Origin of the sequence: Pandoraea sp. PE-S2R-1 (assembly GCF_002179865.1) — a bacterium.
Taxonomy (GTDB): domain Bacteria; phylum Pseudomonadota; class Gammaproteobacteria; order Burkholderiales; family Burkholderiaceae; genus Pandoraea.
On sequence record NZ_NGUR01000017.1, the window covers coordinates 98,635 to 114,574 of the forward strand.

Annotated in this window: 14 protein-coding genes and 3 tRNA genes; 12 read left to right on the top strand and 5 right to left on the bottom strand. The window is 61.2% G+C overall.

Annotation, left to right across the window (positions count from 1 at the left end; genetic code table 11):
• Positions 1–27: 27 nt before the first annotated feature.
• From era to nagZ, 5 genes are all read left to right on the top strand, one after another.
• Entirely contained in the window at positions 28–921 is an 894-nt protein-coding gene (gene era / locus CDV44_RS24380; protein ID WP_058375940.1) for a GTPase Era, read from the top strand.
• Between the two features lie 94 nt (positions 922–1,015).
• Positions 1,016–1,975: a DNA repair protein RecO gene (gene recO, locus CDV44_RS24385; protein ID WP_249277728.1), complete on the top strand. Its 960-nt coding sequence runs from the start codon at positions 1,016–1,018 to the stop codon at positions 1,973–1,975.
• A complete protein-coding gene (pdxJ, locus tag CDV44_RS24390) occupies positions 1,972–2,733 on the top strand; it encodes a pyridoxine 5'-phosphate synthase (RefSeq protein WP_087691268.1) in 762 nt (253 codons plus the stop codon). Before recO ends, pdxJ begins: the two co-directional genes overlap by 4 nt.
• Before the next feature lie 184 nt (positions 2,734–2,917).
• Positions 2,918–3,352 carry a holo-ACP synthase gene (acpS, locus tag CDV44_RS24395; RefSeq protein ID WP_087691516.1) on the top strand — a complete coding sequence of 145 codons (435 nt, stop codon included), beginning with the start codon at positions 2,918–2,920 and terminating at the stop codon, positions 3,350–3,352.
• Positions 3,349–4,383 (top strand): beta-N-acetylhexosaminidase, encoded by a 1,035-nt coding sequence (gene nagZ / locus CDV44_RS24400; protein ID WP_087691269.1) that lies wholly within the window; start codon positions 3,349–3,351, stop codon positions 4,381–4,383. Before acpS ends, nagZ begins: the two co-directional genes overlap by 4 nt.
• Positions 4,384–4,511: 128 nt before the next feature.
• Here nagZ and efp read toward each other — a convergent pair whose 3' ends face one another.
• The gene (gene efp, locus CDV44_RS24405) at positions 4,512–5,069 is read right to left on the bottom strand and encodes an elongation factor P (protein ID WP_087691270.1); all 558 of its coding nucleotides are present in this window, start codon (positions 5,067–5,069) and stop codon (positions 4,512–4,514) included.
• A 138-nt stretch (positions 5,070–5,207) separates the two neighbouring features.
• Positions 5,208–6,452: an elongation factor P maturation arginine rhamnosyltransferase EarP gene (gene earP, locus CDV44_RS24410; RefSeq protein ID WP_087691271.1), complete on the bottom strand. Its 1,245-nt coding sequence runs from the start codon at positions 6,450–6,452 to the stop codon at positions 5,208–5,210.
• 287 nt (positions 6,453–6,739) lie between these two features.
• Here earP and uvrC point away from each other — a divergent pair, with 287 nt between their 5' ends.
• Positions 6,740–8,872: an excinuclease ABC subunit UvrC gene (gene uvrC / locus CDV44_RS24415; protein WP_371328818.1), complete on the top strand. Its 2,133-nt coding sequence runs from the start codon at positions 6,740–6,742 to the stop codon at positions 8,870–8,872.
• A 46-nt stretch (positions 8,873–8,918) separates the two neighbouring features.
• Here uvrC and kch read toward each other — a convergent pair whose 3' ends face one another.
• Positions 8,919–10,154: a voltage-gated potassium channel protein gene (kch, locus tag CDV44_RS24420; RefSeq protein WP_249277702.1), complete on the bottom strand. Its 1,236-nt coding sequence runs from the start codon at positions 10,152–10,154 to the stop codon at positions 8,919–8,921.
• Between the two features lie 176 nt (positions 10,155–10,330).
• Here kch and pgsA point away from each other — a divergent pair, with 176 nt between their 5' ends.
• The 5 genes from pgsA (at position 10,331) to CDV44_RS24445 (ending at position 13,305) form a co-directional block, all read left to right on the top strand.
• Positions 10,331–10,924, top strand: a complete 594-nt coding sequence (gene pgsA / locus CDV44_RS24425; protein ID WP_058375934.1) for a CDP-diacylglycerol--glycerol-3-phosphate 3-phosphatidyltransferase — start codon at positions 10,331–10,333, stop codon at positions 10,922–10,924.
• 175 nt (positions 10,925–11,099) lie between these two features.
• A tRNA-Gly gene (locus CDV44_RS24430) sits at positions 11,100–11,175 on the top strand.
• Positions 11,176–11,224: 49 nt separating this feature from the next.
• Positions 11,225–11,300: transfer RNA gene (locus tag CDV44_RS24435), tRNA-Gly, on the top strand.
• Between the two features lie 112 nt (positions 11,301–11,412).
• A tRNA-Cys gene (locus tag CDV44_RS24440) sits at positions 11,413–11,486 on the top strand.
• Between the two features lie 214 nt (positions 11,487–11,700).
• Positions 11,701–13,305, top strand: a complete 1,605-nt coding sequence (locus CDV44_RS24445) for an EAL domain-containing protein (RefSeq protein WP_087691273.1) — start codon at positions 11,701–11,703, stop codon at positions 13,303–13,305.
• A 48-nt stretch (positions 13,306–13,353) separates the two neighbouring features.
• Here CDV44_RS24445 and CDV44_RS24450 read toward each other — a convergent pair whose 3' ends face one another.
• Positions 13,354–14,355: an MBL fold metallo-hydrolase gene (locus CDV44_RS24450; RefSeq protein WP_087691274.1), complete on the bottom strand. Its 1,002-nt coding sequence runs from the start codon at positions 14,353–14,355 to the stop codon at positions 13,354–13,356.
• 122 nt (positions 14,356–14,477) lie between these two features.
• Between CDV44_RS24450 and CDV44_RS24455 the strand changes: the two genes are divergently transcribed.
• Positions 14,478–15,413, top strand: coding sequence for a LysR family transcriptional regulator (locus CDV44_RS24455; RefSeq protein ID WP_087691275.1), 936 nt, complete (start codon positions 14,478–14,480; stop codon positions 15,411–15,413).
• On the opposite strand, the gene CDV44_RS24460 is transcribed toward CDV44_RS24455, so the two are convergent.
• On the bottom strand, positions 15,406–15,915 hold the full coding sequence (locus CDV44_RS24460) for a hypothetical protein (protein ID WP_249277704.1): 510 nt from the start codon (positions 15,913–15,915) through the stop codon (positions 15,406–15,408). The genes CDV44_RS24455 and CDV44_RS24460 overlap by 8 nt on opposite strands.
• Positions 15,916–15,940: the final 25 nt, after the last annotated feature.

A 15,940-nucleotide genomic window follows, 5' to 3' on the forward strand; every position in this document is an offset into this window, starting at 1 on the left:
CCGCCCCTATCACGAGAGTTTCCAAACATGAACGATAAGACGGATTTTCGCTGCGGGACCGTGGCGATCGTCGGGCGTCCGAACGTCGGCAAATCGACGCTGCTTAACGCCCTCGTCGGTCAAAAGATCAGCATCACCTCACGCAAGGCGCAGACCACGCGCCACCGCATCACCGGCATCTGCACCACGGACGACGCCCAGTACATCTTTGTCGATACCCCGGGTTTCCAGACACGTCACGCCACGGCACTGAACCGCTCGCTCAACCGCGCGGTCACGTCCACGCTGTCGAGCGTGGATATCGTGCTGTTCGTCATCGAAGCGGGCAATTTCGGCCCGGACGACGAGAAAGTGATGAAGCTTCTGCCTGACAACGTGCCGGTGCTGCTGATCATCAACAAGCTCGACCGTATTACCGATCGCGCGGAGATGCTGCCGTTCTTGCAAAAAGTGGGTGCCGTGCGCGATTTCCGTGAAATCATTCCGCTCTCGGCCAAGCGTGCCGACGACATCAAGCGTCTGCTCGGCGTGCTTCGTCCGTACCTGCTCGAAGGCGAGCCGATTTACGGTGAAGACGATCTGACCGATCGCAGCGAGCGCTTCATGGCGGCCGAAATCCTGCGCGAGAAAGTGTTCCGCTGGACGGGTGATGAACTGCCGTACACGAGCACGGTGATCATCGACAAGTTCGAAACGGAAGGCAATCTGCGCCGCGTTTTCGCGACGATTCTGGTCGACCGCGACAACCACAAGGCGATGATCATCGGCAACAAGGGCGCGAAGCTCAAGCAGATTTCCACCGACGCGCGCATCGATATGGAGAAGCTCTTCGACGGCCGCGTGTATCTGGAAGTCTGGATCAAGGTCAAGGGCGGTTGGGCCGACAATGAGGCCGGCCTGCGGGCGTATGGCTACGAGTGAACTCGACACGACTCGTGACGAGATTGCTACGTCGGCCGACCTGACGCCGACGGCCGGCAAGGCGTCGGCTGCCCGGGCCGCATCCCCATCTCAGATGCCCCAGATGTCTCAGTCGTCCCCGCCGGCCCGCCCGGCGCGTCCTACTCGTTCCTCGCGCTCGTCCAGTGCCGCGACGCGGGTGGTCGATGACGAAGCGTCGGAAGCCTTTCGCGAGGCCGACGTGACTGGCAAGCGCAAGGTCGATGCCGACCCGCCGCCAGCCAAAACTGACAAGACTGCCAAGGCCACCAAACGCGTGCGCCGCGCGCCTTCACCGGCGCGTGCTGCGGAACGCGAGCAAAGTCGTGTCACCGAGCAGCCGGGCTTCGTGCTCCACAGCTACCCGTATCGCGAAACCAGCCTGATCATCGACGTGCTCACGCGTGATCACGGCCGTATCGCGTTGGTCGCCAAAGGGGCCAAGCGTCCGCATTCGGCGCTGCGTGGCGCGCTGCAAACGTTTCAACCGCTCTCGCTGGCGTGGCTTGGCAAGGGCGAACTGCGCACGCTGACCAAGGCCGAATGGGTGGGCGGGCTGCGTCCGCTCGAAGGCGACGCGCTGCTCTCCGGTTTCTACCTGAACGAACTCCTGGTGAAGTTTTGCGCGCGTGACGATCCGCACGACAAGCTCTTCCAGCATTACCTGACGACCTTGCACCACCTCGCCCATGGCGAGCCGGCCGGCATCATCCTGCGCGCCTTCGAGCGTGTGCTGTTGCGTGAGACCGGTTATGCCGTGGCGTTCGACCGATGCACACAGACGCGCGGCAAAGTGGTGCCGGAGCGTCAGTACGTATTTCACCCCGACTGGGGTGTGCGGCCGGCGCGCGGCGACGAGTTGTCTGACTGGCCCGTGGTGAGTGGCCAGACGCTGCTCGACATGGAGCAAGACGATTACACGCGTGCGCAGACCGTGCAGCAAAGCAAGCTGCTCATGCGCTTTCTTCTCAACCACCATTTGGGCGGCGTGCCGCTCAATACCCGGCAGATCCTGCTCGACCTGCAAAAACTATGAGCCTCTTCTTTCACGGCAACCCCATCGACCTCGGGGTGAATATCGATCACGTCGCAACGGTGCGCAACGCGCGTGGCACGACATATCCCGACCCAATCAAGGCGGCGTTGCTGGCCGAAGAGGCGGGTGCGGATGTCATCACGTTGCACCTGCGCGAAGACCGTCGTCATATTCGCGACGACGATGTGACGAATTTGCGCGGTCTGCTCAAGACGCGCATGAACCTCGAATGCGCGGTGACGGAAGAAATGCTCGCCATCGCTTGCAAGGTCAAGGCACACGATGTGTGCCTCGTGCCCGAAAGCCGTCAGGAGCTCACCACCGAAGGCGGGCTGGATGTCGTGGGGCTCTACGATCAGGTGGCGGCCGCCACGCAACGGCTCAGCGAGGCGGGCAGCCGCGTGTCGTTGTTCATCGATCCGGAGGAAGCACCGATTCGTGCGGCGGCTCGCATGGGCGCGCCGGTGGTCGAACTGCACACCGGGCGTTACGCCGAAGCGCATGACGAAACCGAACGGGAAGCCGAGTTCGCCCGCATCGAACGCGCGGTCGCGCTCGGTGTATCGCTGGGTTTGAGGGTCAATGCCGGACACGGCCTGCACTACGAAAACGTGCAGCCCATTGCGGCCATCGAAGGCATCAGCGAGTTGAACATCGGGCATGCCATCGTGGCGCACGCCATCTTCGCCGGTTGGGAAAATGCCGTGCGCGAGATGAAAGCGATCATGGTCGCCAGCCGCATCGCGGCGCGCGGCTGAGCGGCCGGACGACTGCGCTCGCTGACGGTTACGACACTCACGCAAACGCGAACCCTAACCCGCTCCCATGAGTATTCAGGACACGCCCCCGCCCGACGGACTCGCTGCATCCGATACGCCCGGCGCTAGCCAAGACGCTACGCCGACGCCATCGATCGCAGCACCGGCCACAGCAACCACGTTAGTGACGCCAGCGACGCCGACCACCCTCTACGGCGTGGGCACCGACATCCTCCAGATCAGCCGCGTCGTAGGCGTGATGGAGCGCACCGGCGGGCGCTTTGCCGAGCGAGTGCTGGGACCGGAGGAACTCAAGGTTTATCACGCGCGTCAGAACCGGTCTGCCGTTCGCGGCCTCGCGTACTTGTGTACGCGCTTTGCTGCGAAAGAAGCCGTGTCCAAGGCCATCGGCCTCGGCATGCGCTGGCCGATGACGTGGCGCGCCGTGCAGACGCTCAATGCACCCTCGGGCAAGCCCGCGGTGGTGGCGTCGGGCGAGCTGGCCGAGTGGCTGGCCGCACGGCAACTGTCGATCGAGATTTCGATCACGGACGAAAAAGAATATGCGGTCGCGTTCGCGATCGCTTCACGCAAGATTGCATCGGAGAATACGCAATGACGAAGCGCAGGCCGGGTCCGGTGATGCTGGATGTCGTCGGATTGACCCTTAGCCAAGACGACATTCGCCGCATCGAACACCCGTTGACCGGGGGTGTCATCCTGTTCGCGCGCAATTTCGATGACCGCGCGCAACTGTGCTCGCTCACGCAGCAGATTCGTGAAGTGCGCGACGACATCCTGATTGCGGTCGACCACGAAGGCGGGCGCGTGCAGCGCTTTCGCACTGACGGCTTCACGCATCTGCCCGCGATGGGCAAGCTCGGCAAGCTGTGGCACGACGACGTCTTCAAGGCGACGCGCGTGACGACGGCGGTCGGGTACGTGCTCGCCGCCGAATTGCGCGCGTGCGATATCGATCTGAGTTTCACGCCGGTGCTCGATCTCGATTACGGCACGTCGCAGGTGATTGGCGACCGGGCTTTCGACAGCGACCCGCGTGTCGTGGCGATGCTCGCCAAGAGTCTGAATCACGGCCTGCTGCTCGCCGGCATGGCGAACTGCGGCAAGCATTTCCCGGGGCATGGTTTTGTGGCGGCTGACTCGCACCACGAGATTCCGGTCGACGAGCGCTCGCTCGACGAGATTCTCTCGATCGATGCGCAACCTTACGATTGGCTCGGCATGTCGCTCGCCGCGGTGATGCCCGCGCACGTGATTTATCCGCAGGTCGATCCGAACCCGGCAGGCTTCTCCGCCAAGTGGCTCAAGGAGATTTTGCGCGGCAAGTACGCCTTCGACGGCGTAATCTTCAGTGACGATTTGTCGATGCAGGGCGCGAGCGCCGCAGGCGACGTCGTCACAGCCGCACACGCCGCGCTGGATGCCGGATGCGACATGGTGCTCATCTGCAACAGCCCGGAGAAGGCCGACCGTTTGCTGCGCGAGATGAAGACGGATATCGACTCGGTGTCACAACGCCGTATCAAGCATCTCAAGGGCCGCGGCAAGGTGCATGGCTGGGAGAAGATGCTCGCGCAACCGGAGTATCAGGCGGCGAAGCGGCTGATTGCCGAGACGTTCGGCGGGTAATTCCCGCGTCCGAGTTTCGCGCCCAAACAAAAAGCGCTCGACCCCGAAGGGGCGAGCGCTTTTTTGTGGCTACCGCGTTGCACACCGCACTGCGCCATCCGGAGATGGCACAGGCGCGTGGCAATCGCTTAAGCGCGGCTCTTGTATTCGTCGGTACGGGTGTCGATCTCGATCAGATCGTCCGTGTTGACGAACAGCGGCACTTGAATTTCGAGCAGATCGTTGATCTTGGCGGTCTTCAGCACGCGGCCCGACGAGGTGTCGCCCTTGACGGCCGGTTCGGTGTACTCGACCTTGCGCACGAGCGTGGTCGGCAGTTCGACCGAGATGGCCTTTTCGTCGTACAGCACGATTTCGCAAGCCAGACCGTCTTCCAGATACTTGATGGCGTCGCCCATGTTTTCGGCTTCGACTTCGTACTGGTTGTATTCGGTGTCCATGAACACGTACATCGGGTCGGCGAAGTACGAGTAGGTCACTTCCTTCTTGTCGAGCATGACGACGTCGAACTTGTCGTCAGCCTTGTACGACAGTTCGCCACGGCCTTCGGCCAGCAGCTTCTTGTACTTCAACTTCACGACGCTGGAGTTCCGGCCCGACTTGACGTATTCGGTCTTCAGCACGACGTTCGGCTGACCATCGATCATGACAACGTTGCCGACGCGGAGTTCTTGAGCGGTTTTCATAAAAAACGAGATCCTGTGACGAAATAAGCGATTTGCCGCTTGTTGAGCGCTTCCATACGCTCATTCGCCGCTTGATTCCCGCGCCCGCCCGGAATGGTCCGGGGCAGCAGGTTCAGCAGCAAAGCGTTGAAAAACCAGCTATTTTACCTGATTTTCCACGAAGCTTGCCAACTGTCGCGCAAGGTCGGGCAGGGCCCCCTGCCGGCTCGCCCAGCCACGTGCATGGCCGGTGAGTGCCGGCAGGGCGGCGGCCAGTGCGGGCCAGTCGGGCGGCGTCTGAGCATAGCCGTTCCAGAGGTGCACGAAAGTCCGCAGCGCTTCGCGTGAAGTCTGGGGCAGGGCAATGTCGCCCGTGGCTGGATCGGCGTTCTCCGCCAGATATCGGCCCAGAAACGCATCGAGCTTCACGTGGTGAACGTTGTCGTCCTGCGGGTAGATATGCCAGACGAACGGCTTCGCCGCCCATTGGGCCCGGACGAAAGAGTCTTCGCCCCGCACAAAATTCAGATCGCACGCCCACAGCAGCGCATCGAAATCGGCCTGCGGGACGAACGGCAAACCGTACACCGTCAACGAACCCCGGGTAGCCGACTCGCGTGCGCCCAGCGCGTCACGCCCAAACCAAGCGCCGAGCGCCGGGGCGATACGTCCTTGTGGCACCAGACACACTACTGGGGTAGCGCTGTCGGCCCATTGCGCCAGCAAGCCCGGAAGTGCTGCATTCTCATACGCAAATAGCGATACGACGAGGGCATCCTTCGGCGCGGCGTCCCGCCCCAGCGTGCGTTGCCACCAGCCGTCCCGCAATTCGGGGGAAGCGTAGAAAGCGTCGCGCCGGGAGAACAACTCACGCTCACGCGCCAGGCCGCCAGTGCGCGCCGTGAAGCCGGGGAAGAAGAACGTCTTGATCAAGCCGAGTTGCGGGTGAATCGAGCGCTGCAAGTGGCAGTCTTCCACCCAATCCTCGGCGCTAAGGTATTCCAGATTGATCCACACGGGCGCGCGTCCGCCTTGTTTGCGCGCATGCATGGCCTGAACGTAGGTGTCGGGCACGTTGCAGGCAAACGCTTCAATGACGATATCGCCCGGGGCGTTGTCTTCGATGATGGGGCCGAAGTCCGCACCCCAATGCCGCACGTCGACGCCGTCACAGCGTTGCTGGGCCAGCGTCGGATCGATGTCGGGCCGCAGATAACGGAAGCTCGTCAGATCGTCGACCCACAGCCGCACCGACCAGCCGTGCTCGCGTACGAGTTGCCGGGCGAGCCGCCAGCACACGCCGATGTCGCCGAAATTGTCGACGACGGTACAGAAGAGATCGCAGCGCGGCACGAGGGGCAAAGCGGCGGGCGGCGAATCGAGGTGAGGCGTGGGCAGGGACATTACGAGGCGGCGACGCGGATTGGTCTAAACTTGCGATTCTAGTCCTTGTGACGCGTGACACCGCGACAGCGCTCACGCCAACGGCGAATCAAACGCCGCTTGATTCGCTCGCAGGACGCTTCAGATGCCCAGAGTTCATGACCGAAGACGCCAACGACGTCACGCCACCCCGCAAGTCTCGTAAAGCGAAAGCCGCCTCCGAGGCAAAGGCTGCGCAGGCGCCCGCGCCCGAGCAAGATGTTTCGAAGGCTAAAGCCGATGACACTCCCGCTTTCGACGCGCGCGAGGTGCTCGCCCAGTTGCCAAATCTGCCGGGCGTTTATCGTTACTACGACGCCGCAGGCAACGTTCTCTACGTTGGCAAAGCGCGCAATCTGAAGAAGCGGGTGTCGAGCTACTTCAACAAGACGCAGCTCTCGCCGCGTATTGCGTTGATGGTGGCGCGCATTGCGAAGCTGGAAACGACGGTCACGCGGTCCGAGGCCGAGGCGCTGCTGCTCGAAAACAACCTGATCAAGGCGCTGCACCCGCGTTACAACATCCTGTTCCGCGACGACAAGTCGTATCCGTTCCTCAAGCTCACGCAGCATAAGTACCCGCGCATGGCGTACTACCGGGGTTCGGTCGATCGCCGGGGGCAATACTTCGGCCCGTTCCCGAGCGCGTGGGCGGTGCGCGAGAGCATTCAGATTCTGCAAAAGGTGTTTCAACTGCGCACGTGCGAAGACTCGGTGTTCACCAACCGCACGCGCCCCTGCCTGTTGCATCAGATCGAGCGTTGCAGCGCGCCGTGCGTTGGCGCGATCAACGACGAGGATTACACGCGCGACGTGAACAACGCCGCGGCGTTCCTCTCCGGACGCCAGAAGGAAGTGCTCGGCGCTCTCGAAGCGAAGATGATGACGTACGCCGAGGCGCTCAAGTTCGAGCAGGCGGCCGTCGTACGTAATCAGATGCAGGCGCTTTCGGGCGTATTGCAACAACAGTCGGTGGAAACGGCGGGCGATGTCGATGCCGATATTCTTGCCGTCGCCTACGCCGGTGGCCGCGCTTGTGTGAACCTCGCGATGGTGCGCGGCGGCCGTCATTTAGGTGACAAGGCGTACTTCCCGGCGCACGTGGAGCGAGGCGTCGAGGGCGGCATCGCCGACGAATTCGACGAAGACGACGTCGTGCCAGAAGCAGTGACGCAACCTGTTGATGCGGGCGACAGCACCGAAGCCACCAACACCGAATCGCCCCTCTCCCCGGAGATCGTGTCGGACATGCCGTCCGACACGCCGGCAGCATCGCTCGAATCACGTTTGCTGGAAGCCTTCGTGGCGCAGCACTATCTGGGGCAGTCGGTGCCGCCGGTGCTGGTCGTGAGCCATGCGTTACCCAGCGACGAACTGCTGACGGTGCTTTCCGAGCAGGCCGGGCGCCGTATCGTCATGGTGCGTCAACCGCAGGGCCAACGCCGCGCATGGCTCGACATGGCGGAGCAAGGCGCACAACTGGCGCTCACGCGCTTGCTGACCGAGCAGGGCAGTCAGCAGGCGCGCACGCGTGAGCTGGTGCAGACGATCGGGCTCGACATCGACGACGCGGCGTTGCTGCGCGTGGAGTGTTTCGACATCAGTCATACACAGGGTGAGGCGACGCAGGCGTCGTGCGTGGTGTTCCACCATCACAAGATGCAAACGAGCGAATACCGTCGCTACAACATCACCGGGATTACGCCGGGTGACGATTACGCGGCGATGCGTCAGGTGCTCACGCGGCGCTATGGCCGTCTGATGGAAGCGGCTGCCGAGAAGGTGAGCGATGCGGCGGACCCGTCGTCCGTTGCGGCCGACGTGGCACGCGCCGAAGCCGAGACGGCGGTCATGCCCGACACGTCGTCGTCTGTTGATTCGCAAGACACCAGCGTAACGCCAGACACCATTGTGAAAGACGCGGCCGCACCGTCGGATGTTTCCGATGTTGAAGCCAATCTGCCGCAACTGGTACTGATCGACGGCGGCAAGGGACAGGTGGAAGTGGCGCGGCAGGTGTTCGTCGAGTTGGGTATCGACATTGGCCGGCTGGTCGGTGTTGCCAAGGGCGAAGGGCGCAAGGTCGGGCTGGAGACCCTGGTCTTTGCCGATGGCCGTGCACCGCTGGAGTTGGGGCGCGAGAGCGCGGTGTTGATGCTGATTGCGCAGATTCGCGACGAGGCGCACCGCTTCGCCATCACGGGGATGCGTGCCAAGCGGGCGAAGGCGCGCCAGACGTCACGACTCGAAGAGATCGAAGGCATTGGCGCAAAACGCCGTCAGCGCCTGCTGATGCGTTTCGGCGGTCTGCAAGGCGTGGCCGCGGCAAGCGTTGACGAACTCGCCAGCGTGGAAGGCATTTCCACGACGTTGGCCGAGCAGATATTCCGCCAACTGCACTGACGCGGGGGGCGTCCACGGACGGCGGCGCTGCTTCAATCGCCACCCCTCACTTATCGGTATCGCCATGAAACAGCAGGCGCATCACCGTATCGTTGTCGACCGTCTCGCCGGAGAGCGTGCGCGCGAGTAACTCGCCGCCGACGACAGGGGGCGCGAAGATCATGTCGGGCTGCACGCGCTTGAGCTTGCTCAGGTGCTTGCTGTCGTTGACCGACGCGATGGTCCGCACCGTGGGTGCGATTTCCTTGGCGGCGAGCACGATGAACGCGTTCTCCGAGTCGTCGGCGCGCAGGGCGAGCACGGCTTTCGCGTGTTCGATACCGGCATGCGTGAGCACGGCGTTGTCGCTGGCGTCGCCGTGCATCACGTCGGCGTCTTCCGGATACGGATTATCCACACCGCTCGCGATGATGACCGTAACGGGCCAGCCGCGTTTGGTGAGTTCGTGGTGCACGTTGATGGCGAGCGGCGACGCGCCGGCCACGATGAAGTGTTGTTTGCGGATCACGTGCGTAAATCTCCCGGCGAGAATTTTCTTGAGATTGCCGCCGACGAGCGGACCGATGACCACCGTGAGCGACGTCGCGAACACACTGATCCCGAAGATGATGACCGATGCCGTGAAGAGCCGGGCGTCGGTTGAGTGCGGCACGATGTCGCCGTACCCGACGGTCGTCATCGTGACGATGGCGAAGTAGAAGGCGGTGGCCAGATCGGTGACGGGCGGGGCGAATTCGGCGCCGAGATACATCGTGCCGAACGTGGCATACACGATCAGGGCGAACACGGCGACGAGCGTGTAGAGCGTGGCGGCGGCGAAGCTTGCGCGATCGAATTCGCGCCAGTACCAGAGCAGCAGCAGGACGCAGACGATCGACAGGGCGAAGGTCAGATCGAAGCGGATGTTGAGATGAACGTTGATGATCGCTGCGAGGGTGAGCATCACGAGCGAAAAAGCCCATGCGGTGCGTGCGCGGATGACCAGCCCACAGGCCAGGGCGACGAGCGAGAGGCCGACGAGCGCGCGGGGCAGGTGAGAAAAGTCGATGCGCTCGATGGCGTTCAGGCCGAAGAGCAGGCGGGGCAGATGACGGGCTTCGATGCGCTCCAGCGCCGAGAGATCGCCGCGCACGAAAAGGTCGACGAGCAAGCTGCCGGGCACGCGCAGCAGCACGGAGGCGACGAGCAGCAGCCCGTTGAGGCCGACCAGCAGGCTGATGATCACGTGCGGCGGCAGCAGACGGCGTCGCAGGGTGGGCAGAGACGACCAGAGCAGTTTCACGAGATCGGAGCTAATGGCGGGTGGTTGCGAGCAAGATAGGGGCACAGTCACGCATATGTCAACCGGGCAGCGGTGCCTCGGCCTTGTCGCTGCGGGGCATACACGGCACAATGCGGGTCTGGTACGGCTGCCGAGTGCGCCGTGTGTCGACTGCCGTTTGCCGAACTCATGCTGCCATGCCTTTTAATGTCCCCATATTCCTGACCTGGCTTCGGATCGTCCTGATCCCGCTTGTGGTTGGCGTTTACTACTTGCCGACGACTTGTCTGACCCCGGTCCAGATGAATTGGGTGGCGTGCGCGATCTTTGTGCTGGCGGCGCTGACCGACTGGTTTGACGGGTTTCTGGCGCGCCGCTGGAACCAGACCTCGGCCTTCGGGGCGTTTCTGGACCCGGTGGCTGACAAGCTGATGGTGGCGGCGGCCCTGTTGATGTTGTTGCAGATGGGGCGGATCAATGCGTTGGTGGCGTTGATCATCATTGGCCGCGAGATCACGATTTCGGCGTTGCGTGAGTGGATGGCGCAGATTGGCGCGTCGCGCAGCGTGGCGGTGCATCAGTTGGGCAAGATCAAGACGGCGGCGCAGATGGTGGCGATTCCGTTGTTGCTGTTCAACGGCACGGTGGTGTGGAACGGGTTGCGTTTCGACTCGCGGTTCTGGGGTACGTGGCTGATTTACGTGGCGGCGGTGCTCACCTTGTGGTCGATGCTGTATTACTTGCGCCGCGCGTGGCCGCAGATTCGGGAGCGTGGCGGGGGTGAGATGTGAGCGTAAATCACTGAAAGTGCGGGATTTGCGCGGTGGGGGAGAAAATTCTTCACAAATTTTCAGTGCAGGTGCTTGACACTGAATCGACGTTTGGACATAATCTCCTTCTCGCTGCTACGGCGTTAGCCCGGCAGCGAAATTTTGAGTAGTGTGGATTGGTAGTGCGCATGAAAATGCGGGAGTAGCTCAGTTGGTAGAGCGCAACCTTGCCAAGGTTGAGGTCGCGAGTTCGAGACTCGTCTCCCGCTCCAGTTTTCACACTGGACATTGAGTGAATGAATCCTTGATGTCGGGTGTCATGCGGGAGTAGCTCAGTTGGTAGAGCGCAACCTTGCCAAGGTTGAGGTCGCGAGTTCGAGACTCGTCTCCCGCTCCAAATCCAGAGGGAAGCCTGGCTTCCCTTTTTATTTGCCGAAAAGCCCACGGCGATCGATCCGAAGGGCGCCCTCGATGGCGACAGCGAGTGGTTACAATGCGGCATACCTGATGGCGGGATGGCAGAGTGGTCATGCAGCGGCCTGCAAAGCCGTGAACGCCGGTTCGATTCCGACTCCCGCCTCCAAAATTCAAAAGCCCTGACTTGTCAGGGCTTTTTCTTTTGCTGCGCCCGTTTCCGTTCCCGCAATATTTCCCCGCCACATCCGGCAATCCCACCCCTATCAAATTTCAGCTAGTATGCGACCAAGTCACGGGTCGCAGCAGGCATCCTGACCCTTGTCGCCGTTCGAGGGAATACCGCTTCTGGTGGTGTGTGAATCTCGGGGGAGGCTTGCAGAATGTTCAGACGACTGTCGCTCATTTCGGCGTCCATCGCGCTCGGTTGTGTCGGCACGGTCCTGCCAGTGCTGACCAGCATCTACATTGCGCGTGAAGACGCGCAAAAGCGTGAGCAGGAAGACCTCCAGCAGTTTGCCGCGAAAGCGGTCATGCGCGCCGAGCAGGTCACTTATCAGGCATTCGCCGCCATCGCCGATTTGTCTTCGGGAATAGAACCGCGCTGTTCGCCCGCCTACATTGCGCGAGCGTCCCGCGTCATCTTCAACTACGGCTATGTTCAGGACGCGGGCGCCTACGGCGACTCGCAATACCTTTGTTCCCCGTTGCTTGGCGACGTGCGCGACAAACACTACGTGCTACCGGCACCGAGTTGGCGCAGTAACGACGGATATCTCATCTGGCTCCGGCAGCGCAACCCCATCAGCGACGTTCGCGACGACATTCAGTTCGGGCGCGACGGCAATTACGTGTCGATCAATCCGCAATCGTATGTGGACATCATCGACCCCGCGCGACGTCCCATCGCCGCCGTCAACATCGACACCAACAGCATCATCGCCATGTCATATGGCGCCGACAGCGACGACATGCTCAACGCGTGGCGGCGTGGCGGCAAGATCAAGAGCGACACATGGCATTACGCGGTCGCCCGCTCGTCGTCGCGACCCATTGGCGTCGTCGTCAAAGCGCCTCGCAGTGGGCTGATCGCCAACTGGACGGGGCTGCTCGCGGTCTGGCTCGCTATTGGGGTAGCCGTAGGCGGACTGATCGGCTGGCTTTCGTATAAGCGAATCTCCCGCCAAGTCTCATTCCCCGCCACGCTCGAATGGGCCATCGCACGCCGGTACATCGAGGTGCACTACCAACCGATCGTGCGCCTTGAAGACGGCGTTTGCGTCGGTTCTGAAGCACTCGTTCGCTGGAATTTGAACGGCCAGAATATCCCGCCGGATATTTTTGTTGCCGTCGCCGAGGAAAACGACCTTATCCAGCCGCTGACGGATCTCGTGCTCGAGAAGACGGTCCGGGAGCTTCAGGAATTGCTGCGAGCGCAGCCATCGTTCTATGTGTCGATCAATGTGGCAGGCGAGGATCTGCAAACCGACCGGTTTATTAAAAAGCTGAATACGAGCTTGTCGGGCACGGGCATCCATCCATCTCAAATCAGAATCGAGGCGACCGAACGCGGTCTGCTCAAAGCCGAGTCAGCACGAAAGATCATCGCTGCGCTGCGGCAAGCCGGTCACCCTGTGTATATCGATGACTTCGGCACCGGCTATTCCAGCCTGTCTTACTTGCAATCCTTCACCGTCGACGTGCTGAAGATCGACAAATCGTTTGTCGACACGATCGGGCAGGGGGCGGCTTCGAGTGTCGTTGCGCCGCACATCATTGAAATGGCACACGAACTGGGCCTGGGCATCGTGGCGGAAGGTGTCGAAACCGAGGCTCAGGTTGAGTACCTGAAGAGCAAGGGCGTCGAATACGGCCAAGGCTGGCTTTTCTCGAAAGCGATGCCGGCGGCGAAGTTGATTGCGTGGCTTAAGGCGCGTAGTCAGAGTTCGCCCAATCAAAATGGGCCGGAAAACACTTCGACCCATTGAGATAAGCGCACCACAAAGCATCGATCGATGTCGACGAGCTTCGTGAAATTACGGCAAATTGGGACTGCCCGGCTCCTTGTGCCGGATTTCCGCTGAGTAGGGCAGTTGTGTCACGCCGCGCTCATCGATGGAGAAGCTCATCAAATCTTCACCGATAACAAAATTCCCGCGATAGGCTGCCTGAACGCGCTCGCGCAATTCATCCACGGTTGCTCGCGGGATGCCCGGTTGGCTATAAAGCGAGATGTGAGCAAAGACCGCGAGTTTCGGCTGGGTTTCCGCGAGAATTCGACCAGCATTCTCCGGGCTGGCGAGATAGCCATAGAAGTGATTGACGTAATCCGGTGCTGCGCGCTCCAAAGCGCGACTACCGATTGCGACACTCTGCACCATAAGGTCTGCGTGCTTCGAATGCACGACGAGGTTTTCGGAATACGTCGTGTCATCGGTAATGACCACCGCATGCCCGTCGTATTCGATGCGATAGCCGAAGTCAGGTTTGACGTGGCCGTGTTCGATCAAAAAGGCTGTGACCTTCACCCCATCCTTTTCATAAACGGTCCCGGGCTCGACCCGCGTCGTCGTGAAGTGTGTAGCCGGTTCGACTACTTCACCTTCCAGCATGCGCATCCGGTTCTGATCCTTGAACATGAGTTCGATGCCTTGCGCGACGTTCTCTATCCCGGCTGGACCAAAGAGACGCCTGGGCGTTTTTAAACGGCCATCATCGGTCGGCAGTGGTGCCGTCGCATAGAGATCGGGCAGTCCGGTGATATGGTCCGAATTCAGTAAGCTGATGAAGACGCCGGAGATGTCGCGAAGCGGAACCTGCTGCTGATGCAAGCGCATGGCGACACCACGTCCTGCATCGAACAACAGTTTCTGCGAGCCCGCTTCGACCAACACACTGATACCAAACCGGTCGATGTTCAAAATCGGCGTACCCGTGCCGAGAAGCGTCACCTTCATCGCTGCCGTGCTCAATGGTGCATAGCCAACGGCGCATAGCAACGTTACGATCGCTCCACATTTTCGAAGCATGTTCTTCATACGGGTCTCCGGTCGTTTTGATGTGTCGATAAATCTCGCGTAGGTAGAATTACACGGCGCTTCTGTACGTCGGTAATGCTTTCTTTTCAGGTGCTGATAACTTCCCGGTATCGGGGTATTCCATGCCATCAGTCGTAGAAGGACATCTTCTCGCTCGCTTGCGGGCGCGGCATCTGGCGTTGCTCGTCACGCTTGCGGACACGCTCAGCATTCACCGCGCGGCGGCACGTCTTCACATGACGCAGCCCGCCGCGAGCAAATCGCTTCGTGAATTGGAGACGCTGTTCGGCACCCAACTATTCGAGCGCCATCCACGTGGCTTGCGCCCGACGGCGGCGACCCAGATCGTGATTGATCGGGCACGCATCATGTTGGTAGAAATGCAGAAGCTCGGCAGCGATCTCGAACTCATTGCCAACGGTGCGCTAGGCAAAGTACGCGTCGGCATCATGCCGGTCGCTATGCCGACGCTGTTGAGCAAGGTCTTGCTGCAATTGGGAAACGATGCCCCGCGCGTGGTGGCGGAGTTTCATGAAGGATCGCTTGACTGGATGCTGGGGGCGCTCGCGCAGGGCAAGCTCGATTGCGTTATTTGCCGGCTGGGCGACGGCACAGCGGCGACGCATTTTCGCAGAGAGGCGCTGTTTGACGAGAGCGTTTGCATCGTGGCGCGAAGCGGTCATCCAATCGCTCGGCGCAAGACCATCACGGCGGCCATGTTGGCATCGGCAGACTGGATATTCCCGGGCGGCGATGCGCCGTTGCGAACATCGATCCGGCAATTCTTCACCGACGCTGCGATGCCAGTGCCGGTGCCCAAGGTCGAATGCGTGTCGGTGCTTGCGAACCTACAGATGCTGCAAGACACCGATTGGCTTGCATTCCTCCCTCGGCCAATTGCGCTTCAATATGCGAAGCTCGGCGTCATTGCGATGCTGAACGCGTCACACGAGTGGCCGATGCCAGCCGTTGGATTAGTGACGCGCGCGGAGACACAACAGACGCCGGCGCTGGATGCCTTCGTGAATGCGGTCCGAAGCGTGACCAGCACTAGCTAGCCAAATCACAATGAATTTGCAGACTCTCCGTCTCATTGTGATGAATCGAAAACCCTTGGCTGACGAGCGCTGACTTCACCAACGCCAACGCCGAAGCACAACGTTCTATACGACGCCGTTGCCACGATGGCGGTGTAAAAACACCTAGCGGCAGCATTCGTACACGTCGGCCATGCAAACGAAAAGACACGTCGACGTGTGTGCCGTCGACATCATGTCCGTTGCTGCCAAAGATGTCGGCGAGTTCGTTGTGTCGTGCGGGGTAGAGCAAGCGGAATACACCGATACCCAACGCACGAAACTGGCGCCGCGCGAACCCGAGATTTGAAGCTTTCGGCTCAAAGCCTCGCGTCAGAATCAAAGCGATCTCGGGCGGTAATTCATGCTGTATCGCCTGAAGCTTGCTCAGCGCCCGTGCGTCGACATGCACCTGACGCGCAGGCCAGCGCGGCCGCACGATCAGGCCGTCCAAGTCCCCCGGAGACAACGTCAGCAAAGTCAAAGGCACCTCTCGCGAATCGACGAAA

Excerpts from the sequence above, each read along its gene's own strand:
- efp (WP_087691270.1), bottom strand. The coding sequence starts at position 5,069 with ATGAAAACCGCTCAAGAACTCCGCGTCGGCAACGTTGTCATGATCGAT.
- CDV44_RS24450 (WP_087691274.1), bottom strand. The coding sequence starts at position 14,355 with ATGAAGAACATGCTTCGAAAATGTGGAGCGATCGTAACGTTGCTATGC.
- recO (WP_249277728.1), top strand. The coding sequence starts at position 1,016 with ATGCCCCAGATGTCTCAGTCGTCCCCGCCGGCCCGCCCGGCGCGTCCT.
- earP (WP_087691271.1), bottom strand. The coding sequence starts at position 6,452 with ATGTCCCTGCCCACGCCTCACCTCGATTCGCCGCCCGCCGCTTTGCCC.
- nagZ (WP_087691269.1), top strand. The coding sequence starts at position 3,349 with ATGACGAAGCGCAGGCCGGGTCCGGTGATGCTGGATGTCGTCGGATTG.
- era (WP_058375940.1), top strand. The coding sequence starts at position 28 with ATGAACGATAAGACGGATTTTCGCTGCGGGACCGTGGCGATCGTCGGG.
- CDV44_RS24455 (WP_087691275.1), top strand. The coding sequence starts at position 14,478 with ATGCCATCAGTCGTAGAAGGACATCTTCTCGCTCGCTTGCGGGCGCGG.
- pdxJ (WP_087691268.1), top strand. The coding sequence starts at position 1,972 with ATGAGCCTCTTCTTTCACGGCAACCCCATCGACCTCGGGGTGAATATC.
- CDV44_RS24445 (WP_087691273.1), top strand. The coding sequence starts at position 11,701 with ATGTTCAGACGACTGTCGCTCATTTCGGCGTCCATCGCGCTCGGTTGT.
- pgsA (WP_058375934.1), top strand. The coding sequence starts at position 10,331 with ATGCCTTTTAATGTCCCCATATTCCTGACCTGGCTTCGGATCGTCCTG.